Genomic DNA, 24561 nt, shown 5'->3' on the forward strand with positions numbered 1-24561 from the left:
GGTTACAGGCCCGCGAGGGTGAGGGCGGTCGCCGTGACGGAGCGGGCGACCGTGGCCGCGAACTCCGGGCTGTGATCCTGGTCGAGGAGGGTGTCTCCCGGGGTGTGGTACTGCCTGGTCCCCGTACCGGGCCCGCCGTCCGGAGCGAAGATGTCCTCGGAGACGGCGATGGCCGCCCACCCTCGCTCGTGGAAGCTGGTGTGGTCGCTCCGTCCGATCGCCGGATCGGAGGGGCCGGTGAGCTGCTGGACCGTCACCGCGGGGTCGAGGGCGGGGATGGTGTCCGCGACGAGCGCGCCCAGCGCGTCGGAAGCGCCGACGACCGGACCCGGCACCGAGGAGCCGGCGTGGATCTCGACGGTGGGTGGGCTGCCCTGCCGACGACCCGCGATCATGTCCATCTGGAAGACACCGGCGATGCGGTCGTCGGCCGCGGCGGCGGCCCGCGCGTAGAACTTGCTGCCGAGCAGGGCCTGTTCCTCGGCGTTGAAGAGCACGAAGCGTAGGTTCCGGGTCGGTGTCCTGCCCTCGGCGAGCAAGCGGTGCAGGCACTCGGCCGCGGCCATGACGGCGGCGGTTCCGCTGCCGTCGTCGTCGGCGCCCGGCGCGGGGTCCTCGGTGGGGTCGTAGGGGCGCGGGTCGCCGTTCTCGTCGACGAATTCGCCGTTGGAGGCGGTGGAGTCCAGGTGCGCGGTGATGAGAACCGTGGAGTCCGCCCCGGCCGCACGGTGCTCGGCCTCCACGTTGAACAACGGTTGTCCGCGCCACCGGAACCGGTGCAGTCGTACCGCCAGGCCGAGGTTCTGGAAGCGGTCCGCAAGCGCCTCGACGACTCGGGGGTTGTCAGCGGCGGACGCGTCACGGCTGCGCACCCGCAACGCCTCGCCGTCTCTCAGCGGTTCCACGCCGGAGATGCGCGCGACATGGCCGCGCAGCACCCCGGGGGTCACGGCCGCCCTTACCGCGGCGATCGTCTCCGGGGAGGGGTCCGACCGGAGTGGGCCCGGCTCTGGGCCTTCCGTGGATTCTGCGCCGAGTCCTTGTGTCCATGCCTCGCCGGGGCGGGAGAGGAGCGCCGGGTCCGGAAGCAGTCGCTCGGTGTGGCCGGGCTTCGCACCCGGCAGGTGGACGTTCTCGATCGGAACGCCGGCGGGTGCGGCGAGGTAGACACCGCCCGGCGCGGGGCCCAGCGGAAGCAGCGGTCGGGCGGTGAAGCCGGCGAGCTCGTCGGCGACGAGGCCGAAAGCGGACGTGGCGCGTGCCGTCGCCCTGTCCGGGGCGTCCGCGGAGCCCGGCGGGAGGGGGAGGTCGTCGCGGATGAGGAAGGCCGCCGTCTCCTCCACCGGCCCCCGCAGGTCGACCGTGAACCCGGCCTGTTCGAGTGCGGCGGCGCCGCGCATGGTCGCCATGGCCAGCACGAGCCGCGCGGAGGCGATGTGGACGGGAACGGCCTCGGTCTGGTTCGCCGCCGTCTCCAGAGCGGGCAGTCCTCGGTCCTCGGGCAGTTCGATCCGCGCCCACAGCACGGGACGGTTCTCCACGGCGGCGCCGGTGAACACGGGGTGAGCCGCCGTACGGAGTCCTGCCTCCCGGGCGAACGCGCGCTCCTGGTGGTCCTCCCCCACGAAGACGCACTCGTCGGCAGCGGAGGCCGTGATCTCCCGCCCCGCCGTGCCGGCGACCGCCTCGTCGAAGATCCCCCGGCTGTTCTTGGGGCCCCAATGGATCAGCGTGTCGTCCGTGAACCGGCCCGGGAATGCCTCCCGCAGGGCTGAGGCGGCCCGCTCCGCGTCGCCCGCACTCGAGCCCGGGTTGGAGATGACGCCCTTGCGTACGTCGGGGAAGGCGTCGAGCACGGCGAGGACGCGGGGTCGGGGCAGCAGCGTCAGGGAACCGTCCGCCTCCTCCCGGGCATCCGCCAGGGTCGCTCCTATGTCGAAGAAGAGCACGGGCATTTCGGTGCCTCCACGAAATGGACCGGTCCGGAATGAGCACGTGACCGAATTGACGTCCCGGACGGCAGTAACCGCTCCCGCTCTCTCCATCGTCCGTCTTCGGTTGCGCGCTCGCATCCTGGGATGTACGGGAGGACGAAGCAGGCGAACGTTCAACGATACTTGGTTGCATCGTCTACGACTGTGAAAAGGCTTAGCCTGGTTTGGGGGAGGTAATTCCGGCTACGTGCGATGGGAGTAGTAGCCATGGGCAGGCAAATTCACTACACCTTCGAGACTTACAAAGCAGTGGCCGACAGCAGCCGCGCCGTGGAACTCGCCGCGACCACTTCCCCGTTCCAGATCGAGGTGCGGTTCCTCAGAGGATTGACAAGCAGTCAGAGGAGCATCTTCGCCGAAGCCGCGGACCGTTGGGCGCGTGTCATCGTGGGTGACCTGGAAACCGCGGTCATCAACGACTTCTCCGGCCGGGTAGTGATCGACGATCTCTTGATCGATGCCGAAGGCGTGCCGATCGACGGTGTCAACAACGTCCCCAACACCCTCGGGGAGGCAGGCCCGACGCGGTTCCGGAGTGAGGACGCGGCCAGCGGAGCGGGTCTTCCGGTGAAGGGGCACATGAGGTTCGACAGCGCCGACCTGGCACAGATGGAAGAGGAAGGCTCACTCCTCGACGTCATCACGCACGAGATGGGGCACGTTCTGGGAATCGGAACCGTTTGGACGGACTTCGGCCTGCTGAAGAACTTCCCCGGCCCGAACTTCCGGAACAGCGACCCGACCTTCGTGGGGCCCGGCGCCATGGAGGAGTTCGGCAAACTCACCGGCGGGGGTCCTGCCCCGGTACCGGTGGCCAATGTCGGCGGCCCCGGAAGCGCGGGCGGCCACTGGCGCGAGACCGTCTTCGACAACGAGTTGATGTCGCCGAACATCGATGGCAGCAACAACCCCTTGAGCCGGCTGACGGTGGCGAGTCTGGGGGACCTCGGGTACACGGTCGACCTCGACGCCGCGGAAGACTACGAGCTCCCGAACTTCCTGGAGATCGCACGCTCTGGCCGCGTCTCGACCTCGGCGCCGCAGCGAGTGGTGCTCCCGACCGTCCCGACCCGCATCCCGGCCGAGCGGCCCTGACGCAGGAACCCGGCTTCTCCGCCGCTTGCGCCGCTGCGAAGGAGTGGTGTGATGGACCTTCTGCCGGTCGAAATCAAGGTCAACATCGAGGACGACGTGGCATCGGCGTTTGCGGCCCTCGGTGCGGCTCACGGGCCGAGGAGGACGCGTCGGATCTGGTTCGCCGAGGACCGGGACGGCGTCACCAAGGGCCGACTGCCCCTGCTGGCCAGTGGCGCGATCGTACGATTCCGTGTCGGCGGCGGTCCGGATGACCTGACCGTCAAGTTGCGTCCCTGCACCAGGGAGCAGTTGGTCGGCCGGTTCTCCGCTCCGTTCGAGGCGGAGCCGTTCACGTACAAGATCGAACAGGATTGGTCGACGAACGGCCGTGTGCTGGCTGCCTCGTTGGTACATGACCATCCGCCGGGGGCCCTGTCGGACGCCGTGGAACTCGGGGCCGATCCCGCCGCACCGATCGACGCGGTGCAGGACCAGTTCCTGCACGCCTGTGCGCCCGCCGTCCGGGTCGACGGACTGGTCGCGCTGGGACCGATCGTCTCGACGAAGGTCGAAGACGTTCCACTCGACGACCTGGAGGTGAACCTGGAGGCGTGGTCGGCCGCCGGTCTGCACTTCCTGGAGGCCTCGATCCGGGTGAAACCCAAGGACGAGGACAATGCCGAGGAGTTCAGGGCGCGGGCCGAGCGGAAGCAGCGAAAGCTGGAGGCCGCGGTGCGTGAGCGCGGGGTGAAACTCTCCGAGCATCCGGAGAGCAAGACCGGACGCGTCCTCACCGCCTTGGCGAGGGCCAGGCAGAGTTGAGGCCGGCGGCCCGGCCACAGCCCGCCGGGCTGCCCGAACGGACCCGGCGAGGGCCGTGACCTACGGCAGTTGCCAGTTCACCGGCTGGGCACCCTGCTTGATCAGCAGGTCGTTGGCCCGGCTGAACGGGCGGGACCCGAAGAACCCGCGGTCGGCCGACATCGGCGACGGGTGCGCGGACTCCACGGCCGGCAGATCGCCCAGCAGCGGCCGCAGATTGCGTGCGTCACGCCCCCACAGGATCGACACCAGCGGCGTACCCCGCGCGGCCAACGCCCGGATCGCCTGCTCGGTGACCTCCTCCCAGCCCTTGCCCCGATGCGCGGCGGGCTTGCGCGGGGCCGTCGTCAAAGCCCTGTTGAGCAACAGCACACCCTGCTTCGTCCACGGCGTCAGATCGCCGTTCGAGGGCCTGGGGAGCCCGAGATCGGAGTGCATCTCGCGGAAGATGTTCTCCAGACTTCCCGGCAGAGAGCGCACCTCCGGCGATACGGCGAAGCTCAACCCGATCGCCATACCCGGGGTGGGGTAGGGATCCTGCCCCACGATCAGGACACGGACCTCCTCGAAGGGCTGCTGGAAGGCCCGCAGGACGTTCGCCCCGGACGGAAGGTAGGTCCGGCCGGCCGCTATCTCGGCCCGCAGGAAGTCCCCCATGGCCGCGATGCGTTCAGCTACAGGGTCAAGGGCCTTCGCCCAGCCTGCTTCAACAAGTTCATGCAAAGGTCGTGGTGCCACGGCGCGTCACTCTACTGGTACGGGTCACGCCCCCGGCACAAACCCATGAGCCGTCCCGCACAGCCACCGCTCCGGGCGCTACTCTTCCTCCTCATCGAGATCTTCGAACCGGTCGAGCAGGTCACCCAGCCGGTGTCCGGGAGGAGGGGGAAACCGTTGCGTCCAGTGATCAAGCCACTCCGTGATTGTGATCATGCCTGGTCAGCTGCTCCCACTCGATACACAGATCCACGGCCCGGCAGCACGCTGATCCAGCAGGGCGGTCAGCCGGTGGTACGTCGCCTGCCGTGACCGCGGCCCGTGGACTCCTCGCCGTCGACTCCGGAGGCTCCGGTCTGCGGGTCGTCGTCGGCACCGCCGACCGGGGCGTACTGGCCCGGCGCGAGTCCCGCGAGCCGGTGCGCACCGGGGCCCGCGGGATCGACCCCGGGCATCTGATGGAGCAGTTGGTGCCCTTGGTGCGGGAGTTGACCGCCGAGGCTCAACTCGCCGACGTGGGCACCGCCGTGATCGGGGCGGCTGGGCTCGCCACTCTGGGGGACGCCCTGCGCGCGGAACTTCCGGCATGGCTCGGGCGGGAGTTCGGGGTCCGCAGGGTCGCGCTGGCCGCCGACGCGGTCACCGCCTACGCCGGTGCCCTGGGCCTCGGAGCTGGTGCTGTCGTGGCGGCCGGCACGGGTCTGATCGCCATCGGCACCGACCTGGCACGCTGGTACCGGGCGGACGGCTGGGGGCATCTGCTCGGCGACTGCGGCGGCGGGGCGTGGATCGGGCGGGCGGGCCTCGAGGCGGCGCTGCGCGCGTACGACGGGCGGCCCGGCGGATCGGCCGGTCTGCTGGCCCGCGCCGAGAAGATGTTCGGCGCGCTGTCCGGGCTGCCCGGACAGCTGTACCCGCGGCCCGACCGTCCGGCCGTCCTCGCCTCCTTCGCCCCCGAAGTGGCCGCCTGCGCCGAGGGGGACCCGGTCGCCGGGGGCATCCTGCGGGCGGCCGCTCGCTGCATGGCCGAGTCCGCGGCGGCCGTCTGTCCGGCCGAGGGGGAGCCCCGAGTCGCGCTCACCGGCGGGCTGTTCAAGATGGGCGACCCCCTCCTCGTACCGCTGGAGGAGGAGTTGGCGGCGCGGCTGCCGCACGCGCGTCGGGTTCCGGCCGACGGGGATCCGTTGTCCGGGGCGGTGCGCATCGCGACCGAGCTGGCGTCCGGGCGGCTCACTCTGCCGAGTGACGGGACGATGCTCTCCGTGGTGACGGCGTGATGACGACGTGAAGGCGACGCGAAGGCTACGTGGTAACTGGCGTGGCGACCGACGCCGTGACCACAGGGGACTGATCGCCCGCACCCGCCCGGTTCCGCAACGCGCGTAACTCATCAGACAAAACCGGACGGATACCGCTCACCTGCACCCTCCCCGAACAGGGGAACCCCGGAAACCAGTAACATGCGGCGCCATGAGCTCCCCCACTGGGCCCGCGTCCGGCCTGCCAGTACGAATGCCGCGCCCCCGCCAGCCCGGGCGGCACCGCCGACCCGAACCCCTGGCTGCTCCCGAGGGCGCGCCCGCACTCGTCCTCGCGGTGCCGGGCACCCCGGGCGCCGCCACGCGCAGCCTCGCCGAGGAGGTCGTGAGCATCGCCCGCTCCGAGCTCCCCGGCCTTGACGCCCGGATCGGGTACCTCGACGGGGACGACGCGGAGTTCCCCACCCTCCAGACCGTGCTCGCGCACACCGCCCAGGAGCGCACCGCTCGCTACGAGCAGGCGCTCGCCGCGGGTGTCGAGGCCAAGGCGCCCGAGGGCCCCGTGGCCGTCGTGGTGCCCCTGCTGGCCGGTCCGGACAACGCGCTGCTGCGCCAGGTCCGCCAGGCCGTGATGGAGAGCCGGGTCGCCGCCGATCTGACGGACGCGCTCGGCCCGCACCCGCTGCTCGCGGAGGCGCTGCACGTGCGCCTGTCGGAGGCCGGTCTGGCCCGCGCCGACCGCGCCCGCCTCTTCACCGTGGCGACCGCCGCCGACGGCATCATCCTGGCCTCCGTGGGTGGCGAGGAGGCCGTGCAGGCGGCCGGGATCACGGGCATGCTGCTCGCCGCGCGTCTCGCCGTGCCGGTGATGGCGGCCGCCCTGGACCAGGAGGGTTCGATCGCCTCCGTCGCCGAGCAGCTGCGCGGTTCCGGTTCGCAGCAGCTGGCGCTCGCGCCGTACCTGATAGGGCCCGAGATCGACCCGGCGCTGATCGAGGACGCGGCCAAGGAGGCGGGCTGCTCCGCCGCCGAGGCACTCGGTCCGTACCCGGCGATCGGCAAGCTGGCCCTGGCCAAGTACACGACGGCGCTGGGCATCGCGCCCCAGCAGCCGCAGGGCACGCCGGTCCGCTGACGGCGCCCGCCTGCCCACAGCACGACGGAAAGGGCCCGCTCCACATCGGGAGCGGGCCCTTCGTCGTAGGCGAACGGTCAGCCGATGAGCACCCGAACGGTCAGCCGCTGAGCACCCGAACGGTCACCGATGAGTACCCGAAAGGTCAGCCGATGACCACCCAAGGGCCAGCCGATGAGTACCCGAAGGGTCAGCCGATGACCACGCAGGACGCCGCCGGGACCTCGATCGAGCCGCCGTAGCGCGGCAGGCCCGTGGCCGGGTCCACGGCGAACCAGGACACGTCGCCGGAGCGCTCGTTGGCGGCGTACAGGAAGCCGCCGGCCTCGGTGAGGGCCCTCGGCCAGTGGCCGCGGCAGGGCACCGTGCCGAGGAGCCGGAGCCCCTCCCCCTCGACGGCGAACGTCGACAGGACGTCCTCGCCGCGGGTCGCGGTCCACAGGAAGCGGCCGTCGGGCGACACGACGATGCCGGACGGGTAGGCGTCGCCCGCCGGGGCGCCCGGGAGCACCTGGGTCTCGGACAGCGGCTTCAGGGAGCCGTCGACGGCGTCCCAGCGGCAGACGGTGACGGTGGGGGTGAGCTCGTTGACCACGTACGCGTACGAGCCGTCCGGGTGGAAGGCCAGGTGACGGGGGCCCGAGCCGGGGCGCAGGGCGTACTCGCCGTGGATGTCGAGGCGGCCGTCCATCAGCGTGCAGACCCGGACCGAGTCCGTGCCGAGATCCACACTGACGGCCCAGCGGCCGCTGGGATCGGCCTGGACCTGGTGGGCGTGCGGGGCGTGCTGGCGGGGCGTGTGCGGGCCCGAGCCGGTGTGCGCGAGGACCGCGAGGGCTGCGTCGGCGAGGGAGCCGTCGGCGCGCACGGGGACGGCGCTGATGCTGCCAGAGCCGTAGTTCGCGGTCAGGACGTGTCCGGCGTACAGGCCGAGGTGCGTGGGGCCGCTGCCGGAGACGGGGGTGGGTGACCCGAGGAGTTCGGGCCTGTCGCCGTTCACGCGGTACGCGGCCACCGCGCCCTCGGTCGTCTCGCTGACCGCGTAGAGCGTGCCGCCGTCGGGCGCCAGGGCCAGATAGGAAGGGTCGGGCACGTCGTTCGCGCCAGCGAGGACGGTCAGTGCCCCGCTGTCGGCGTCCACGGCGGCCGCCACGATCCCCGGCCCCCCGGCCGCCGTGAACGACCCGATGAAAGCCCGCCTGCCACCGTCTGCCACCACTGTCCCCTCTCGGTCGGGTGCGTCCGGAGCTGACGGTAGCAGTCGATCATTCGCGGTCTAGACCAAGTCACCCACATGCTGAAGGGCGGCGTCCCCGCGCGCTTCGGCGCGGTGCTACGCCCCGACCAGGGGCGATCCCGTCGGAGTCCGCAGCGGGGTGGCGAGTTCCGCGAGGGCCCGCTCCAGGCCGTGCAGGTGGGTCAGGGCCGGTTCCGCCGCGGGCGGGGGTGTCGCGGGGTCCGCGGGCCGCTCCGGGCCGCCATTCGTGAGCGCCTCGACCGCCGCCTCCACGCGCCAGCAGGCCGCGGCGAGGCGGGCGTCGTGCGAGGCCACCGGGTCGGCGGCCACCGCGACCAGGCCGCGGATCTCGCGGGCGCAGTCGTCGAGCAGGGCCAGCACCCGGCGGGCGCGCCGCTTGCGGCCGAGCATCGGGTTGAGCGGGTGCACCAGCGGGGCCACCGACAGGCGGACCCGGCCGAGCAGCTGCTCCAGCTCGGCCACGCGCACGGCGGGGTCGGCCGTCGGGGAGCCCGCCAGGCGCGCGGCGGCCTCGGCGGTGGCGGCGTGGACGCAGCGCAGGGCGCGCTGGATCCAGGCGTCCGTGACGGCGTGGGTCGTCACCGGCAGCACGAACAGCACCGCGAGCACGGCGCCGAGCGCGCCCACGCCGGTCTCCGCGGCCCGCAGCGCCAGCAGCGCGGGATCGAGGACGCCGAGCAGGCCGTAGAGGAGCTCGGCGAGGAGCGTGACGCAGAGCATCATCCAGGTGTACGACACGGCGGCGGTGTAGAAGATGCCGAAGACGCAGACGGCGAGGATGGCGGCCGTGGGGACCGGGGCGCCGTCCAGCGGGACCGCGACGGCCAGTCCGAGGCCGATGCCGATCACCGTGCCCAGGACCCGGCGGAAGCCGCGGACCAGGGTCTCGCCGCGCGAGGTGGTGTTGACGAACACCCACCAGGTCGCGCCGACGGCCCAGTACCAGCGCTCACCGGAGACCAGCTGGCCCACGACGAGGGCGAAGCCCGCGCCGGCGGTCGCCTGGACGGCCTGGCGGGTGGTCACCCGGGCCAGACCGGTGCCGCCGGGCGGCGCGGGCGCCGCGGCCGGGGGCATGCGGCGCTCGTAGCACCACAGGCCGAAGCGCACCGCGGCGGCGACGGCGAGGGACAGGAGCAGGGCGGCGTAGAGCTCGGGGAGGTGCCGCGGGGTCGCCTGGAGGAACTGCGCGACGAAGTACGTCATGAACGCGAAGACGCCGAGGCTGTGCCCGCGGGGCCCCCAGCGGCGCGCGTACACGCCCGCGCCGACGACCGCGAGGAAGGTCAGGTCGCGGGCGAGCGGCTGGTCGTGCAGCTCGGCCGCCGCGGCGAGCACCGGCAGGCCGACGAGCGGCAGCAGCGCGGTGGTGACCGCCTGACCGCGCACGGTGGCGTCGGTGACGGTGAACAGGGCCAGCAGCGCGGCGAGGCCGCCGGTGACGGCCCCCACGAGGGAGTGCCCGGCAAGGCCGCAGACCACGACGGCGAGACCGATGCCGACGACGGCCCGCGCGGCGAAGCGCAGCCGCGCCCGCCCCGGGTCCGGCGCCACGAACACCCTCTTCAGCACTGCTTCCCGCCCCCTGCTCGATCAAGGCATGAAAAAGGCGCCGCGGGGTCCGCAGCGCCATCGACCGTGTCATTGCAGCATCCGTCCGACTGCTGGCTCAAGTGGCGTCGCCTATGCTGGGCCATTGGCACAGGGAAACGGGTCCGGTGTCGCCCACCGGCGGGCCAACGGACCACGCGTGAGGAGGCCGGGCCCATGGCCGTGGACGAGCTCGACACCCGCATCCTGCGGCTGCTGCTGGAGCAGCCGCGCACCAGCGTGCGCGAGTACGCCCGCATCCTCGGGATCGCCCGCGGCACCCTCCAGGCCCGCCTCGACCGGCTGGAACGGGACGGCGTGATCACCGGCACCGGCCCGGCCCTCTCCCCCGGCGCTCTCGGCCACCCGGTGCTGGCGTTCGTGCACATCGAGGTCACCCAGGGCCACCTCGACGACGTCGGCGACGCGCTGGCGGCCGTACCGGAGATCGTGGAGGCGTTCTCGATCACAGGCGGCGGGGATCTGCTGACCCGGGTGGTCGCGCGGGACAACGCGCACCTGGAGGACGTGATCCAGAAGCTGATCAGCCTGCCGGGCGTGGTGCGCACCCGCACCGAGGTGGCGCTGCGCGAGCGGGTGGCGCACCGGCTGCTGCCGCTGGTGGAGTCGGTGGGCCGCACAGCGCGCAGGTGAGCCTTGGCATGCTGGACGGCATGAGCAATCTCGGCACCCTCTCGGTCATCTTCGATCTCGACGGAACGCTCGTGGACAGCGAGCCGAACTACTACGAAGCGGGGCGCCAGACCCTCGCCGAGCACGGTGTGCCGGACTTCTCCTGGGCCGAGCACGAGAGTTACGTCGGCATCAGCACCCTGGAGACGGTCACCGCCTGGAAGGCGCGCTACGGACTGCGGGCCTCGGTGGAGGAACTGCTCGCCACGAAGAACCGCCGCTATCTCGAGCTCGCCCGCGCCGGCACGCGCCCCTACCCGCAGATGCGGAAGTTCGTGGAGCTGCTGGCGACCGACGGGATCCCGATGGCGGTGGCGTCCGGCTCCTCGCGGGAGGCGATCGAGGCGGTGCTGGCCGGCACCGGCCTGGACGCCCACCTGCGGACCGTCGTCTCCGCCGAGGAGGTCGCCCACGGCAAGCCCGCCCCCGACGTCTTCCTGGAGGCCGCCCGCCGACTGGGCGCCGAGCCCGCCGACTGCGTGGTCCTGGAGGACGCCGCCCCGGGCGCCGCCGCCGCGCACGCGGCCGGGATGCGCTGCATCGCGATCCCGTACGTCGCCGCTCAAGCGGACGCCCCCGAGTTCGCGACGGCCGGGCTGCTCCTGCGGGGCGGACAGGAGGAGTTCACGGCGCGGGGAGCGTACGAGTGGCTGGCGGGCCGGGGCTGAGACCGCCGTACAACCCTGGCGTGCACCTCTGGCGTACAACCCTGGTCGCATCCCGGTGGTCTTGGTGGCGTGACCGAAATGATCAACGGACTGTCATGCTGAGGCCGCGGCGCCGCCGGAGCGGCGAGGTGGTCCACATGTTCGAGCTGTACCGCCTGCACGCGGACGCCGAACGCGCCAAGCGGACCGCCCTGTCGTTCACCGTGACCGCCCGGCTGGCCGCGGGCGCCGCGGTGTCGCTCGGCTGGCTGGCCGGGGCGCTCCTGTGGTGGCGCCCCGACCACTCGGGCGCGCGCACGGCACTGCTGGTCGGCTGCGCCGCGCTGGGCTGCGGCGTGCTGTGGGCCGTACTGCTGGCCGGGGCCACGCGCTGGCTGCGGCGCGGCCTGGTCGCGGACGCGGGCAGCGAGCCGCCGCGGGTGGCCGGCCTCGCGCCCGACAACTGGAGCACCCCCGACTGGGTCTGGGACACGCTGCGGATCGCGAACCTGGTGCTGATGTGCGTCCCGCTCACGGGCCTGGGACTGGCCCTCGGCGCCCCGGCCGCGCCCGAGGACGTCGAGGAGTGGCTGCGCGTGGGCCGGTGGCCGGCCACCGGCCTCGCCCTGTTGCTGACCGGGATCATGGGCGGGGTCATCGGCGGGCTGTCCGTCGGTCTGGGCGCCACGACGAAGGAGTGCTGGACCGTGCGCGGGGCGCTGGGCTGGCTGACGGTCTACGGCACACCACTCGCGCTGGCGGCACCCTGGCTGGCCGGCGCGTACGCGCACTGGTCGGCCGCGCTGCTCTGCCTGGCCGCGTTGTGGCTGCTCATCGCACCGGTGAACAAGGTCGCCAAGGAGATCCCGGGCGGCTCCTCGGACTGAACGGCCGGAACTGGTCGCTCCAGACCCGTTGACCCTCAGGCGCCTCGTTCCTATCGTCTGGTCGATCACTCGTACGGTGTTCGCAATACCGAACAACTCATACGGCGTTGACTCGCAGAGGAGCACCCATGGCACCGCCCCTCTCCAGACGATCCCTCCTCCAGGCAGCGGCCCTCGCCGCCGCGGCACCCGCCACCACCCTCGCCCCCGCCGGCCGCGCCGCAGCGGCCGGCGCCCAAGAGGCCGCGCTCCCCGCCCCGCCCGCGTGGACCGTGCGGCCCTTCGCTCTCGACCAAGTCGCCCTCGGGCCGGGCGTCTTCGCCGACAAGCGCGAGTTGATGCTCGACCACGCCCGTGGCTACGACGTCAACCGGCTGCTCCAGGTCTTCCGCGCCAACGCCGGCCTGCCCACCGGCGACGCCGTCGCCCCCGGTGGCTGGGAGGGCCTGGACGGCGAGGCCAACGGCAACCTGCGCGGGCACTACACCGGCCACTTCATGACCATGCTCGCCCAGGCCTGGGCCGGCACCGGCGAACAGGTCTTCGCCGACCGGCTGCGCACCATGATCGGGGCGCTGACCGAGGTGCGCGAGGCACTGCGCGAGGACCCCGTCGTGCTCAGCACCGGGGGGAAGTTCGGTACCGCCGCCGAGAACGTGCGCGGCTCCTACCAGTACGTCGACCTGCCCTCCGGCGTCCTCGGCGGCGCCGACGCGGTCACCCTGTCCGCCTGGGTGAAGCCCACCCACGGCAGTTCCTGGGCCCGCGTCCTCGACTTCGGCGACAACACCACCCGCTACCTGTATCTGGCCGCCCGCAACGCCGACGGCGTCCCCCGCTTCGCCATCACCACCGCGGGACCGGGAGCCGAGCAGGGCCTCAACGGCACCGCCGCGCTGCCGCTGAACCAGTGGAGCCACCTCGCCGTCACGATCGCGGGCGGCACCGGCGTCCTCCACGTCAACGGCACCGAGGTCGCCCGCGACACCGCGATGACCCTCACCCCGGCCGCCCTCGGCACGCCCGCCAACCACTGGCTGGGCCGCTCCCACTACCCGGCCGACCCCGTCTTCGCGGGCGCGTTCGACGAGTTCAACGTCTGGTCACGGGCGCTGACGGCCACCGAGATCACCGCCTTGCAGGGCAGCCGGGCCGCCGACACCTCCGCGGGACGCGGCGACCTGGCGTCGTACGCCTTCGACGAGACGTCCGGCGGGACCTTCGCCGACGCGTCCGGCCGGGGACTGACCGCGACGCTGCGCCGCACCTGGGGCGCGCCGAGCCATCCCGGGTTCCTGGCGGCGTACCCGGAGACGCAGTTCATCGACCTGGAGTCGAGGACCAGCAGCGACTACACGAAGGTGTGGGCGCCGTACTACACCGCGCACAAGATCCTCCGAGGTGTGCTCGACGCCCATCTCGCCACCGGCGACGCCCGCGCCCTCGACCTGGCGTCCGGTATGTGCGACTGGATGCACTCCCGGCTGTCCAAACTGCCGGAGGCCACCCTGCAACGCATGTGGGGCCTGTTCTCCAGCGGCGAGTTCGGCGGCATCGTCGAGGCGATCTGCGATCTGCACGCGATCACCGGCAAGGCCGAACACCTCGCGCTGGCCCAGCTGTTCGACCTCGACCGGCTCATCGACTCCTGCGCCGCGAACACCGACATCCTGGACGGCCTGCACGCCAACCAGCACATCCCGATCTTCACCGGATACCTGAGGCTGTACGACGCCACCGGCGAGCGGCGCTACCTCGACGCCGCCCGCAACTTCTGGGACATGGTCGTCCCGCACCGTATGTACGGCATCGGCGGCACCAGCACGGGTGAGTTCTGGAAGGCGCGGGACGTCGTCGCGGGCACGATCAGCGCGACCACCGCCGAGACCTGCTGCGCCTACAACCTGCTCAAGCTGAGCCGGACGCTCTTCTTTCACGAGCAGACGCCGAAGTACATGGACTACTACGAACGGGCGCTGTACAACCAGGTGCTCGGCTCCAAGCAGGACCGGGCGGACGCGGAGAAGCCGCTGGTCACCTACTTCATCGGGCTGACCCCGGGGCATGTCCGGGACTACACCCCCAAGCAGGGCACCACCTGCTGCGAGGGAACCGGCATGGAGAGCGCCACCAAGTACCAGGACTCGGTGTACTTCACGAGGGCGGACGGCACAGCGCTCTACGTCAACCTGTTCAGCCCTTCCACGCTGACCTGGGCGGCGAAGGGCGTCACCGTCCGGCAGACCACTCGCTACCCGGAGGAGCAGGGGACCACGATCGCCTTCGGCGGCGGCTCCGCGGTCTTCGACCTCGAGCTGCGGGTGCCCTCATGGGCGACGGCCGGGTTCCGTGTGACGGTCAACGGCCGTGCCGTGTCCGGCACTCCGACACCCGGCACCTACTTCACGGTGTCCCGCACCTGGCGCGCCGGCGACACGGTCCGCGTCGCCGTCCCCTTCCGGCTCCGGGTGGAGAAGGCCCTGGACGACGCGAGGACGCAGACACTCTTCTACGGCCCGGTGAACCTGGTCGGCCGCAACTCCTCGCCCGATTACCTGGAGTTGGGCCTCTACCGCAACGCCGGTCTCTCCGGCGATCTGCTCCCCTCGCTCACCCCGGTCGCGGGCAGACCGCTCCACTACGCTCTGAACGGCACCGAGTTCGCCCCCTTCGCCGAGGGCACCGAGGACCCGACCCACGCCTACTTCCGGCGCGTGGAACCCCGGGTGCTCTTCGGGAACCTCGACTCCGGCGTCGCGAACCCGGCCAAGTCCGACGGCACCACTTTGCTGGACGAGATCTGGGCCGGCGCACCCTTCACCGGCAAGGGCGCGCTCGTCGCGCGGGTGCGGTCCACCGTGGACGCGTGGGTGACGGCGGGCCTGCTCGGCGCGGCCGAAGGGCATGCGGTCGTCACCACGGCGCGGCGCGCCACCTACGCTCCCTAGACCGCTCCGCGCTCCCTGGCCGCTACGACCTGCGGCGCGGCTTTCCGCCGCCGCGTCGCGGGGTGCCGCCCTTGCCCGACCGCTGGGTCTTCCCGGCGGCCGGCTTGCGGCGAGCCTGCTGCGCGGGCTTGGCCTTCGGCTGGGCCTTGGGCTGGGCCTTGGCCTGCTCCGGGGTGCGGCCGCGGGTGCTGTTGACGGTGCGGCCGCGGACGACGCCGATGAAGTCCTCGACCAGGTCGGTGGTGGCCTCCTCGGGCCAGGACAGGGCGATCCCCGACTGGGGGACGTCCACCAAAGTGCGGTAGGTGAGGTCCTTGCGGTGGTGGAGGCGGGCCAGCGACTGGGGGACGACGAGCAGGCCGACGTTGGCCGCGACCAGCTCGACGGCGTCCGCGGTGGTGGCGGGGCGCTCGAAGCCGGGCTGACCCGGCGGCCGCTCCCACTCCAGGACGTCGTCCAGCGGATGGAAGACGACCTCGTCGGCCAGGTCCTCGGCGGTGACCTCCTCGACGGCCGTCACCTCGTGGTCCTTGGGCACCACCACGACCGTGGTCTCGGTATAGAGGGGGATCGCGCTGAAGAACGCACGGTCGACCGGCAGCCGTACGAGACCGGCGTCGGCGCGGCCGTCCCGCAGGGCCTCCGGGGCCTCCTCGGCGGTGACCGCGAGGAGCTCCAGGGGGATGTCGGGGTAGCGCTCGTTCCAGATCCGCACCCACTTCGAGGGTGTCACTCCGGGAACGTACGCGAGCCGGAACGAGAGGGGTGCTTCCGAGCCTGTCACCTGGCCAGGTTACCCGCCGTGGTCGGCGGCCGTTCACTCACTCGATACCCTTGACCCATGACGCAGCACCAGAGCACCCAGACGATGAAGCCCGCCACCGCGGCCAAGAAGCTGGGTGTGTACCTCGAGGCCACCCCCGCGGAGTTCCGGGAGGGCGTGGTCTCGCGCGCCGAGCTGAACGCGCTCCAGGCGGACCCGCCGGAGTGGCTGCGGGAGCTGCGGCGCACCGGCCCGCACCCCCGCCCGGTGGTCGCCGCGAAGCTCGGCGTCTCCATCGCGGGCCTCGCCCGGGGCGGGGTCACCGAGCCCCTCACCACCGAGCAGATCGACGCCCTGAAGCAGGAGCAGCCGGAGTGGCTCCAGAAGGAGCGCGCCACCCAGGCCGAGGTCCGCAAGGAATCGGCCCGCATCAAGCAGCAGCAGGCCGAGCGGGCGAACCGGCAGGACTCCTGACCGTCAGCCGATGTCGGCATGGGACCCGGGGGCGCCGGGTTCGGGGTCGGTCAGCTCGGCGCGGCCGATGATCTTCTCCTGGGCCGCGACCGCGGGGGCCTCCCAGGCGTCCAGGTCGTGCAGGTACTTCTGCACCATCGCGTAGCCGCCGCCACGGAACGCCGGGTTCTCGGTGCCGTCGACGAAGCCGAGGAGGTCGCGGGCGTCGGGGCAGGCAGTTCGCGTACCGCGCCCTCGCCGCGCGGCTCGACGGTGGCGACCAGGAACAGGGCGCTGGGGGCGAGTAAGCCCCCGGCAACACCCGAACGCGCACCCGCCAAAACCCGAATGCGCACAAGAGTACGACCCTGTAATCATCCTGGCATGCAGCTCAGCCTGGAATCGCTGGTCGTCCGTCACACCCACCGCCTCCCTTCCCCCGCCGGTTCCGCGGGGCAAGGGGCCGTCGCCGCGCGGCAGTTCGACGCCGCGCTGATGTCCGTGGGCTTCAAGCTGTCGGCGGACCTGCTGAAGCACCTGTCGGGGCTGTCGGCGGACACGGTCCTCGCCACCGCCGAGCGCACCCTGGCCACGGTCCGGGAGATGGTCGGCGACCATGTGCGGCACAACGTGTACTTCGTCGACTTCCCGGCGAACGTGCCGGACACCCTCGACTTCTGGCGGGACTGCATCGCCCGCGCCCTCGCCGACGAGTCCGTACGGCCCGGGATCCTCGCCCAGCTGAGCACCGGCGTGGTGAACCTGCTCACGCTGCCGTCGTACGGCCGCTACCAGCACTCGTACGAGGAGATGCTCGCCGCGCACGAGGAGCTGCTCGCCGCCGCCGGTGACCGGGTGACCGTGCTGCACCTGGGCGGCGCGCTCGACGACGAGGTCCATGACCTGTATCTGGCTCTCGCCGGTTCCACCACCCCGCTGGGCGACGAGCACCTCGCCGACCTCGCGGTCCTGGCCGGGATCTGCGCCGACCGTCCGCAGCCCGAGGCGATCCCGGTGCGGGAGAACCGGGCCGTGGTGAACCGGGCCCGGCTGGCGGCGGGGGCCGCGCCGATGCTGGACACGGTCACCGACGTACTGCGGCTGGCCTGCGCGCTGTCCGACGGTGACGTCACACTCCAGACGCCGACCCGGTTCCGGGCGCTGTCGCGTCCGGTGCGCCGCGCCCTGCTCGCGGGCCTGGACTCCGTCGTCGCGGCGGCGCCCGGCAAGCTCGCCGACGTCCCCGTGCACCGCGAGGCGTTCAAGCGGCTCGGCGAGCGGCTGCACCCGCACGAGTACCCGCGGTGGCCGCACGCCGCCGAGGCGTTCGCGGTCGCGCGCGGCGAGCGCAAGGCGCCGTCCTTCGACCGCCGGCTGGAGGAACTGCTCGGCGAAGGAGATGTCATCGGTGCGGCGCTGCTGCTCAAGGACGCACCGGGCCGGCTGTTCCGGTCCCTCGACCGGCTGCTGCGCCTGTGCCGTACGCAGGAGGAGCGGGACTGTGTCGTGGGCGCCGCCGTCGAGGCCGCGCCGCAGGTCTCCGGGCGGGTCGTGCTGTCGGTGCGTGAGCATCTGCACAACCGGGCCGACGGCGGCGAGCGGCGGCGCGTGTTCATCAACCGGCTCGGGCGGGCCTGGGTGACCGACGACACCCGCGCGGGCGTCCCCGAAGCCGAACGGGTCGGTCTGATCGAGGCGTTGGACGACGAGATCCGCCGTCGGCTGCCGGAGCCGGGGCAGTTGCTGGTCGACCCCGATGTCCTGGACGTGGCGCTGCCGCTCAGCGGGCGGGCCACCGCCGCCGGGCTCGGGGTGCTGCCCCGCGGCTCCCTCTCGCCGGTCGAGGGCGAGTTGCTGCGGTTCTTCGTGTACTGGAAGCAGCGCCGGCGGGACACCGACTACGACCTGTCGGCGCTGATGCTGGACGCCGACTACCAGACGGTCTGCTGGCTGTCGTACACCCATCTCGCCGAGTTGGAGGGCGAGCACTCGGGAGACATCACCGAAGCGCCGCAGGGGGCCTCGGAATTCATCAATCTCCGGCTGGGGGCCGTGCGCGGGACGTTCGTCGTGCCGCAGGTCAACCTCTACTCCGGGGAGGGGTTCGAGGAGGTCGAGGAGTCGTTCTTCGGGTTCATGCTGCGCGAGGGCGAGCAGAAGGGGCGGCCGTTCGAGCCCCGGACCGTGCGGATGAAGTCGGAACTGCGCGGTCCCGGCCGGGTGGCGCTGCCGCTCGCCTTCCTGCGCGGGGAGGACGGCGGGTGGCGAGCGAAGTGGCTGCACCTGTACCTGAAGGGCACGCCGTCGGCCAACCGCGTAGAGGACAACCGGGTGTCGGTGGCGACGCTGCTGCGCGGGATCGTGGAGCGCGAGCAGTTGACGGTCCGTCATCTGGTGGAGCTGATGAGCGGCGGTGAAGTGACCCTGTGGGACGGGGAGAAGGTCCCGGACGGGCCGGTCACCTACATCGGGCTCCAGCGGCCCGAGGGGCTGCACCCGGACTCGCGGATCGTGACGCTCGAAAATCTGCGCGACCTGATCCCGGAGTGACTGGTAGCGTGAGCCGTGGCGAGGCCATGAAGGGGCTTCCTTCTACCTCCGTGAGAACGGATTCCATGAACTAGTCCCTTTGCTCTCCTCGCCCTAGTCGGCACCGGCCGTCCCGCCACCGCGCGGGGCGGCCGGTTCGCTGTTTCAGCTGTCGTAGTCGACGGTGAGGGTCTCCGAGACCGGGTACGACTGGCAGGTCAGCACATACCCCGCCTCGACCTCGTTCTCCTCGAGGGCGAAGTTGCGGCGCATGTCGGCCTTGCCGTCCGTGACCAGCGCGCGACAGGTGCCGCAGACGCCGCCCTTGCAGGCGAACGGCAGGTCGGGGCGGGTGCGTTGGGCGCCGTCGAGGATGCTCCGCTCCCTCGGCAGGGCCGAGGTGGTGGAGCGGCCGTCGAGGACGACGGTGACCTGGCTGATAGGTCCGGTCGGCCCGGACTCCGTGTGGCGCACCTCGCGGACGGGCTCGTCGTCGGCGTAGAACAGCTCCTGGTGGACGCGGTCGGCGGGAACGCCGAGCTCGTCCAGCACCCGCTGGGCGTCGCGGACCATGCCGTGTGGGCCGCACAGCCACCAGTGGTCGGCGGTCCGCACATCGACCAGGCCGTCGATGAGCGCCGCCAGCCGCTCGGCGTCGAGGCGGCCCGAGAGCACCTCGGCCTCGCGGGGCTCCCGGGAGAGGACGTGGGCGAGCTGGAAGCGGCTCGGGTACAGGTCCTTCAGGTCGGCCAGCTCGTCGGCGAACATCACCGTGCCGCTGCGGCGGTTGCCGTAGAAGAGCGTGACCCGGGAGCGGGAGTCGGCGGCGAGGACGGACTCGGCGATGGACAGCATCGGGGTGATGCCGGAGCCGGCGGCGAGCAGCACATGGTGGCCGTGGGCGGTCAGGTCGGGGGTGAAGTTGCCGGTGGGGGCCATCACCTCGACGGTGTCGCCGGGGCGCACCTCGTTGACCAGCCAGGAGGAGAACAGACCGCCCGGCACGACGCGGACGCCGATGCGCGGGTCCGCACCGGCGGGCGTGCAGATGGAGTACGAGCGGCGCTCGTCCCGGCCGTCGATCTCGCGTCGCAGGGTCAGCGACTGGCCGGGCGCGAAGGCGAATTCCTCGGACAGCTCGGGCGGGATCTCGAAGCCGACGGCGGCCGCGTCCTCGCACAGCGGCTGCACGGCGGCGACCCGCAGCGGGTGGAAGACCGGGCGGCGGCGCGGGCGCGGCTTCACGGCCTCGGCGGGGGCGGTCGGGGCCATCAGATCTCCTTGACGTACTCGAACGGCTCGCGGCAGGCGCGGCAGCGCCACAGCGCCTTGCACGAGGTGGCGGCGAACCGGGAGGTCTCCTCGGTGTCCGCCGACCCGCAGCGCGGACAGGCCACCTCGCGCCGGGTGGGCGACAGCTTGAGCGGCACCGGACCCGCGGCCCGGCGGGGCGCGGCACCGGGCGGGGCGATGCCGTGCTCGGCGAGCTTGCGGCGGCCCTCCGGGGTGATCCAGTCGCTGGTCCACGGCGGGTTCAGGACGGTCCGGATCTCCACGCGCGCGTACCCCGCGTCCCGGAGCCGGGCGGCGACGTCCGCGCGCATCTCGGCCATGGCGGGGCAGCCGGAGTAGGTCGGGGTGAGGTCGGCGACGACCGTGCCGTCCTCGGTGAGCGTCACGCCGCGCAGGACGCCGAGGTCGGCGAGGGTCAGCATGGGCAGCTCGGGGTCCGGCACCCGCTCGGCGATCTCGCGGGCATGCCGTACGTCGAGCTGGAGGGTCACCATGTCGCCCCCGGGTGGGCGCGGGCCACGCTCTGCAGCTCCTCCAGCAGCGGGGCGAGGTGCTCGGTGTGCTCGCCGTCGCGGCCGGAGCCGGGGGACGGGCGGTACATCGGCATGGGCAGTCCGGCCTCCTCGGTCACCTGGCGCAGTACGTCCACGACCTCGGTGCGCACGTCGCAGGCGGTGAACAGCTCGCCCAGGTACGGGCCGACCTGCTCGACGGCCTTGCGCATCCGGCGGTGCGACTCCTCGGTGCCGTCGCCCAGGCGGACCGCCCACTCGGCGGCGTACTGCCGGTGGTAGGTCAGTTCCTTGACGCCCTTGGCGGCGACGGCGGAGAGCACCGGGTCGGGGTGCGAGACCAGTCGCTCGAAGTGGGCGAGCCGCCAGCTGGACAGCACCAGCAGCCGCACGACGGTGAACGCGAAGTCGCCGATGGGGAGTTCGGCGAGCCGGACGTTGCGGAAGTCGGCCGCGTCGCGGAAGTAGGCGTAGGCGTCCTCGTCGCGGCCGGTGCCGTCGGCCTGTCCGGCGCGGGAGTAGAGCAGCCGGGCCTGGCCGAGCAGGTCGAGGCCGATGTTGGCGAGCGCGACCTCCTCCTCCAGCTCGGGGGCGCGGGTGATCCACTCGGCGAGGCGCTGGGCGCTCACCAGCGCGTCGTCGGCCAGGGCCACGCAGGTCGCGGCGAGTTCACCGGCGTCCACGCCGTCCGGCACGGTGGTGTCGACGCCGTGCAAGGGGTCCTCGAAGCCGGTGCCGTAGGCCCAGCGGGTATCGTCCTCGTGACCCTCGGCGAGGGTCATGTAGACGTGGTCCTCACTCATCCCGGCTCCTAAATGTGCGGGACATCGTCGGGGATGTCGTAGAAGGTCGGGTGGCGGTAGACCTTGTCCGCGCTGGGCGCGAAGAAGGGGTCCTTCTCGTCGCGGGTGGAGGCGGCGATGTGCTCGGAGCGCACCACCCAGATCGACACGCCCTCGTTGCGCCGGGTGTACAGGTCGCGGGCGTGGGTGAGGGCCATCGTGTCGTCGGCGGCGTGCAGCGAGCCCACGTGGACGTGGTTCAGGCCGCGCTTGCCGCGCACGAACACCTCGTACAGAGGCCAGTCGGTGTTGCTCATGCCGCCGGTTCCTTCCGGGCCCGCTTGGCCGCGTGGGCGGTGGCCGCCTCGCGCACCCAGGCGCCTTCCTCGTGGGCGCTCCTGCGCCGTTCCATCCGCTGGGCGTTGCACGGTCCGCCGCCCTTGATCACCCGCATCAGCTCGTCCCAGTCGGGGGTGCCGAAGTCGTGCCGGCCGCGCTCGGCGTTCCACTTCAGCTCCGGGTCGGGCAGCGTGACGCCGAGCTTCTCGGCCTGCGGGACGGTCATGTCGACGAAGCGCCGGCGCAGTTCGTCGTTGCTGTGCCGCTTGATCTTCCAGGCCATCGACTGGGCCGAGTTGGGGGAGGCGTCGTCGGGCGGGCCGAACATCATCAGCGACGGCCACCACCAGCGGTTCACCGCGTCCTGCACCATCTCCCGCTGGCCCTCGGTGCCGCGCATCATCGTCAGCAGCAGTTCGTAGCCCTGCCGCTGGTGGAACGACTCCTCCTTGCAGATCCGCACCATCGCGCGCGCGTAGGGGCCGTAGGAGCTGCGGCACAGCGGGACCTGGTTGCAGATCGCGGCGCCGTCGACGAACCAGCCGATGACGCCGACGTCGGCGAAGCTCAGTGTGGGGTAGTTGAAGATCGAGGAGTACTTCTGGCGGCCCTCGATCAGCCGGTCGGTGAGGTCCGCGCGGTCCGCGCCGAGGGTCTCGGCGGCCGAGTACAGGTAGAGCCCGTGTCCGGCCTCGTCCTGCACCTTGGCGAACAGGATGGCCTTGCGGCGCAGCGACGGCGCGCGGCTGATCCACTCCCCCTCGGGCTGCATGCCGATGATCTCCGAGTGGGCGTGCTGCGCGATCTGCCGGACCAGCGTCTTGCGGTAGCCCTCGGGCATCCAGTCGCGCGGCTCGATGCGCTGGTCGCGCGCGATCGTCGCGTCGAAGTGCTCCTGGAGCGCCTCCGGGGGCTCCGGGGGCACGGCCTCGGCGAGGTGTGTCGTGGTCATCTCCACCAGCTTCCCAACCGACCATTCGTTCGGTCTCCAGTGTGACGCGTTTCCGTGGCTCCGGCAAGACCCTTGGAGGGCGGGAACGGACCCTTGACAGCCGTACGCCCCGGCTGATTGTTTGGCCGTGCCGAATGCAGACCGAATGGTCGGTTGGGACAGGAAGTGGTGGAGATGACCACGACACACCCCGCGGCGGCGATGTTCGCCGCGGACCAGGCCTCCCGGGGTCTCGGGATCGAGCTGCTGGAGCACGGCGAGGGGACGGCCGTGCTGCGCATGACCGTGACCGCGGCGATGGTGAACGGACACGGCATCGCCCACGGCGGCTATGTCTTCCTGCTCGCCGACACCGCCTTCGCCTGCGCGTGCAACAGCCACGGCCCGGTGACCGTCGCCGCGGGCGCCGACATCACCTTCGTCGCCCCGGCGTACGAGGGCGACGTGCTCGTGGCCCGCGCGCAGGAGCGCACCCGGTTCGGCCGCAGCGGCATCTACGACGTGAGTGTCCTGCGGGGCGACGAGGTCGTCGCGGAGTTCCGCGGACGCAGCCGCAGCATCGGCAGTACGACGACACACGCGCCGAAGGAGTCGCGATGAGCAACCTGGGCGAGCCCCTCCCCCACCATCTGCTGGACGAGGCCGAGCGGTTGACCCGCGAGCAGCTCAGGGAGCTCCAGCTCGACCGCCTCCGCGCGACGTTGCGGCACGCCTACGACCATGTGGAGCTGTACCGCGAGAAGTTCGACGAGGCCGGTGTCACCCCGGACGACTGCCGCGCCCTGGAGGACCTCGCCCGGTTCCCGTTCACCACCAAGGCCGACCTCCGGGACACCTACCCGTTCGGCATGTTCGCCGTGCCCATGGACCAGGTGCGCCGGGTGCACGCCTCCAGCGGCACCACCGGCCGGCCCACGGTCGTCGGCTACACCGAGAACGACCTGTCGATGTGGTCGGACGTGGTCGCCCGCTCGATCCGGGCCGCCGGCGGCCGCCCCGGCCACAAGGTGCACGTCTCCTACGGCTACGGCCTGTTCACCGGCGGACTCGGCGCCCACTACGGCGCCGAACGCGCCGGCTGCACGGTGATCCCCGCCTCCGGCGGGATGACGGCCCGGCAGGTGCAGATCATCCAGGACTTCCGGCCCGAGATCATCATGGTCACCCCGTCCTACATGCTCACCCTGCTCGACGAGTTCGAGAAGCAGGGCGTCGATCCGCGCGACAGCTCGCTGAAGGTCGGCATCTTCGGCGCCGAGCCGTGGACGGAGGAGATGCGCCGCGAGATCGAGGAGCGGGCCGGGATCCACGCGGTGGACATATACGGGCTGTCCGAGGTGATCGGCCCGGGTGTGGCGCAGGAGTGCGTGGAGACCAAGGACGGACTGCACATCTGGGAGGACCACTTCTACCCGGAGATCGTCGACCCGCTCACGGGCGAGATCATGGCCGAGGGCGAGGAGGGCGAGATCGTCTTCACCTCGCTCACCAAGGAGGCGCTGCCGATCATCCGGTACCGTACCCGCGACCTGACCCGGCTGCTCCCGGGCACCGCCCGGCCCGCGTTCCGCCGGATGCGGAAGGTGACCGGCCGCAGCGACGACATGATCATCCTGCGCGGGGTGAACGTCTTCCCGACCCAGATCGAGGAGATCGTGCTGCGCACCCCGGCGGTCGCCCCGCACTTCCAGATCCAGCTCAGCCGGCACGGCCGGATGGACCACATGACCGTCCGCGTCGAGGCCCGCCCCGACGCCGGGCCCGAGCAGCGCCGGACGGCCGCCGGGGCCATCGCCCAGGGTGTGAAGGACGGCGTCGGGGTCACCGTCGAGGTGGAGATCGTGGAGCCGGAGACGCTGGAGCGTTCGCTCGGCAAGCTGAAGCGGGTCAAGGACCTGCGCAAGGAGTAGG

22 protein-coding genes and 1 pseudogene are annotated in these 24561 nt (G+C 72.0%); 12 read left to right on the top strand and 11 right to left on the bottom strand.

Annotated features, from left to right (window positions below; all coding sequences use genetic code 11):
• Positions 1-2: 2 nt before the first annotated feature.
• Positions 3-1955: a M28 family metallopeptidase gene (locus AC068Z_RS19755; RefSeq protein ID WP_478556929.1), complete on the bottom strand. Its 1953-nt coding sequence runs from the start codon at positions 1953-1955 to the stop codon at positions 3-5.
• A 246-nt stretch (positions 1956-2201) separates the two neighbouring features.
• On the opposite strand from AC068Z_RS19755, the gene AC068Z_RS19760 reads away from it, so the two are divergent.
• Both AC068Z_RS19760 and AC068Z_RS19765 read left to right on the top strand, forming a co-directional pair.
• A complete protein-coding gene (locus AC068Z_RS19760) occupies positions 2202-3089 on the top strand; it encodes a leishmanolysin-related zinc metalloendopeptidase (protein ID WP_478556931.1) in 888 nt (295 codons plus the stop codon).
• A 51-nt stretch (positions 3090-3140) separates the two neighbouring features.
• Entirely contained in the window at positions 3141-3893 is a 753-nt protein-coding gene (locus AC068Z_RS19765; protein WP_478556933.1) for a hypothetical protein, read from the top strand.
• A gap of 60 nt (positions 3894-3953) precedes the next feature.
• Here AC068Z_RS19765 and AC068Z_RS19770 read toward each other — a convergent pair whose 3' ends face one another.
• The gene (locus AC068Z_RS19770) at positions 3954-4631 is read right to left on the bottom strand and encodes a uracil-DNA glycosylase (protein ID WP_478556935.1); all 678 of its coding nucleotides are present in this window, start codon (positions 4629-4631) and stop codon (positions 3954-3956) included.
• A gap of 287 nt (positions 4632-4918) precedes the next feature.
• Here AC068Z_RS19770 and AC068Z_RS19775 point away from each other — a divergent pair, with 287 nt between their 5' ends.
• Positions 4919-5887 carry an N-acetylglucosamine kinase gene (locus AC068Z_RS19775; RefSeq protein ID WP_478556937.1) on the top strand — a complete coding sequence of 323 codons (969 nt, stop codon included), beginning with the start codon at positions 4919-4921 and terminating at the stop codon, positions 5885-5887.
• Between the two features lie 193 nt (positions 5888-6080).
• Complete coding sequence (locus AC068Z_RS19780; RefSeq protein WP_478556939.1) at positions 6081-7004, top strand: sirohydrochlorin chelatase; 924 nt, start codon at positions 6081-6083, stop codon at positions 7002-7004.
• Between the two features lie 190 nt (positions 7005-7194).
• Here the strand turns inward: AC068Z_RS19780 and AC068Z_RS19785 are convergent, their stop codons facing one another.
• Entirely contained in the window at positions 7195-8220 is a 1026-nt protein-coding gene (locus AC068Z_RS19785; RefSeq protein WP_478556941.1) for a lactonase family protein, read from the bottom strand.
• A gap of 117 nt (positions 8221-8337) precedes the next feature.
• Positions 8338-9834: an FUSC family protein gene (locus tag AC068Z_RS19790; protein ID WP_478556943.1), complete on the bottom strand. Its 1497-nt coding sequence runs from the start codon at positions 9832-9834 to the stop codon at positions 8338-8340.
• 195 nt (positions 9835-10029) lie between these two features.
• Here AC068Z_RS19790 and AC068Z_RS19795 point away from each other — a divergent pair, with 195 nt between their 5' ends.
• The 4 genes from AC068Z_RS19795 to AC068Z_RS19810 all read left to right on the top strand — a co-directional run bounded on the left by AC068Z_RS19795 (position 10030) and on the right by AC068Z_RS19810 (position 15027).
• Positions 10030-10506 (top strand): Lrp/AsnC family transcriptional regulator, encoded by a 477-nt coding sequence (locus AC068Z_RS19795; RefSeq protein WP_478556945.1) that lies wholly within the window; start codon positions 10030-10032, stop codon positions 10504-10506.
• 20 nt (positions 10507-10526) lie between these two features.
• The gene (locus AC068Z_RS19800) at positions 10527-11213 is read left to right on the top strand and encodes an HAD family hydrolase (protein WP_478556947.1); all 687 of its coding nucleotides are present in this window, start codon (positions 10527-10529) and stop codon (positions 11211-11213) included.
• 137 nt (positions 11214-11350) lie between these two features.
• Positions 11351-12079 carry a hypothetical protein gene (locus AC068Z_RS19805; protein WP_478556949.1) on the top strand — a complete coding sequence of 243 codons (729 nt, stop codon included), beginning with the start codon at positions 11351-11353 and terminating at the stop codon, positions 12077-12079.
• A gap of 128 nt (positions 12080-12207) precedes the next feature.
• Positions 12208-15027, top strand: coding sequence for a beta-L-arabinofuranosidase domain-containing protein (locus AC068Z_RS19810; RefSeq protein WP_478556951.1), 2820 nt, complete (start codon positions 12208-12210; stop codon positions 15025-15027).
• A gap of 22 nt (positions 15028-15049) precedes the next feature.
• On the opposite strand, the gene AC068Z_RS19815 is transcribed toward AC068Z_RS19810, so the two are convergent.
• Positions 15050-15811 carry a LysR family substrate-binding domain-containing protein gene (locus tag AC068Z_RS19815; RefSeq protein ID WP_478556953.1) on the bottom strand — a complete coding sequence of 254 codons (762 nt, stop codon included), beginning with the start codon at positions 15809-15811 and terminating at the stop codon, positions 15050-15052.
• A 57-nt stretch (positions 15812-15868) separates the two neighbouring features.
• On the opposite strand from AC068Z_RS19815, the gene AC068Z_RS19820 reads away from it, so the two are divergent.
• The gene (locus tag AC068Z_RS19820; protein WP_478556955.1) at positions 15869-16264 is read left to right on the top strand and encodes a DUF5997 family protein; all 396 of its coding nucleotides are present in this window, start codon (positions 15869-15871) and stop codon (positions 16262-16264) included.
• Positions 16265-16303: 39 nt separating this feature from the next.
• Here AC068Z_RS19820 and AC068Z_RS19825 read toward each other — a convergent pair.
• Positions 16304-16471 (bottom strand): annotated as a pseudogene (locus AC068Z_RS19825) (Dyp-type peroxidase); the annotation flags it as partial.
• Positions 16472-16627: 156 nt separating this feature from the next.
• Here AC068Z_RS19825 and AC068Z_RS19830 point away from each other — a divergent pair.
• Positions 16628-18793, top strand: coding sequence for a hypothetical protein (locus AC068Z_RS19830; protein WP_478556957.1), 2166 nt, complete (start codon positions 16628-16630; stop codon positions 18791-18793).
• 144 nt (positions 18794-18937) lie between these two features.
• On the opposite strand, the gene paaE is transcribed toward AC068Z_RS19830, so the two are convergent.
• Genes paaE through paaA form a run of 5 tightly spaced genes read right to left on the bottom strand, consistent with a single transcriptional unit; the run spans position 18938 to position 22650 of the window.
• Complete coding sequence (gene paaE, locus AC068Z_RS19835) at positions 18938-20044, bottom strand: 1,2-phenylacetyl-CoA epoxidase subunit PaaE (RefSeq protein ID WP_478556959.1); 1107 nt, start codon at positions 20042-20044, stop codon at positions 18938-18940.
• Entirely contained in the window at positions 20044-20559 is a 516-nt protein-coding gene (paaD, locus tag AC068Z_RS19840; RefSeq protein ID WP_478556961.1) for a 1,2-phenylacetyl-CoA epoxidase subunit PaaD, read from the bottom strand. The genes paaE and paaD overlap by 1 nt, the downstream gene beginning before the upstream one ends.
• Positions 20553-21380, bottom strand: coding sequence for a 1,2-phenylacetyl-CoA epoxidase subunit PaaC (paaC, locus tag AC068Z_RS19845; protein ID WP_478556963.1), 828 nt, complete (start codon positions 21378-21380; stop codon positions 20553-20555). The genes paaD and paaC overlap by 7 nt, the downstream gene beginning before the upstream one ends.
• 8 nt (positions 21381-21388) lie before the next feature.
• Positions 21389-21676 (bottom strand): 1,2-phenylacetyl-CoA epoxidase subunit PaaB, encoded by a 288-nt coding sequence (paaB, locus tag AC068Z_RS19850; RefSeq protein WP_478556965.1) that lies wholly within the window; start codon positions 21674-21676, stop codon positions 21389-21391.
• The gene (paaA, locus tag AC068Z_RS19855) at positions 21673-22650 is read right to left on the bottom strand and encodes a 1,2-phenylacetyl-CoA epoxidase subunit PaaA (RefSeq protein WP_478556967.1); all 978 of its coding nucleotides are present in this window, start codon (positions 22648-22650) and stop codon (positions 21673-21675) included. The genes paaB and paaA overlap by 4 nt, the downstream gene beginning before the upstream one ends.
• A 174-nt stretch (positions 22651-22824) precedes the next feature.
• Between paaA and paaI the strand changes: the two genes are divergently transcribed.
• Together paaI and paaK are read left to right on the top strand one after the other, a co-directional pair.
• Positions 22825-23250 carry a hydroxyphenylacetyl-CoA thioesterase PaaI gene (paaI, locus tag AC068Z_RS19860; RefSeq protein WP_478556969.1) on the top strand — a complete coding sequence of 142 codons (426 nt, stop codon included), beginning with the start codon at positions 22825-22827 and terminating at the stop codon, positions 23248-23250.
• Positions 23247-24560, top strand: coding sequence for a phenylacetate--CoA ligase PaaK (gene paaK, locus AC068Z_RS19865; protein ID WP_478556971.1), 1314 nt, complete (start codon positions 23247-23249; stop codon positions 24558-24560). The genes paaI and paaK overlap by 4 nt, the downstream gene beginning before the upstream one ends.
• Position 24561 lies beyond the last annotated feature (1 nt).

The sequence above is a fragment of the Streptomyces sp. NPDC043726 genome (assembly GCF_056436565.1).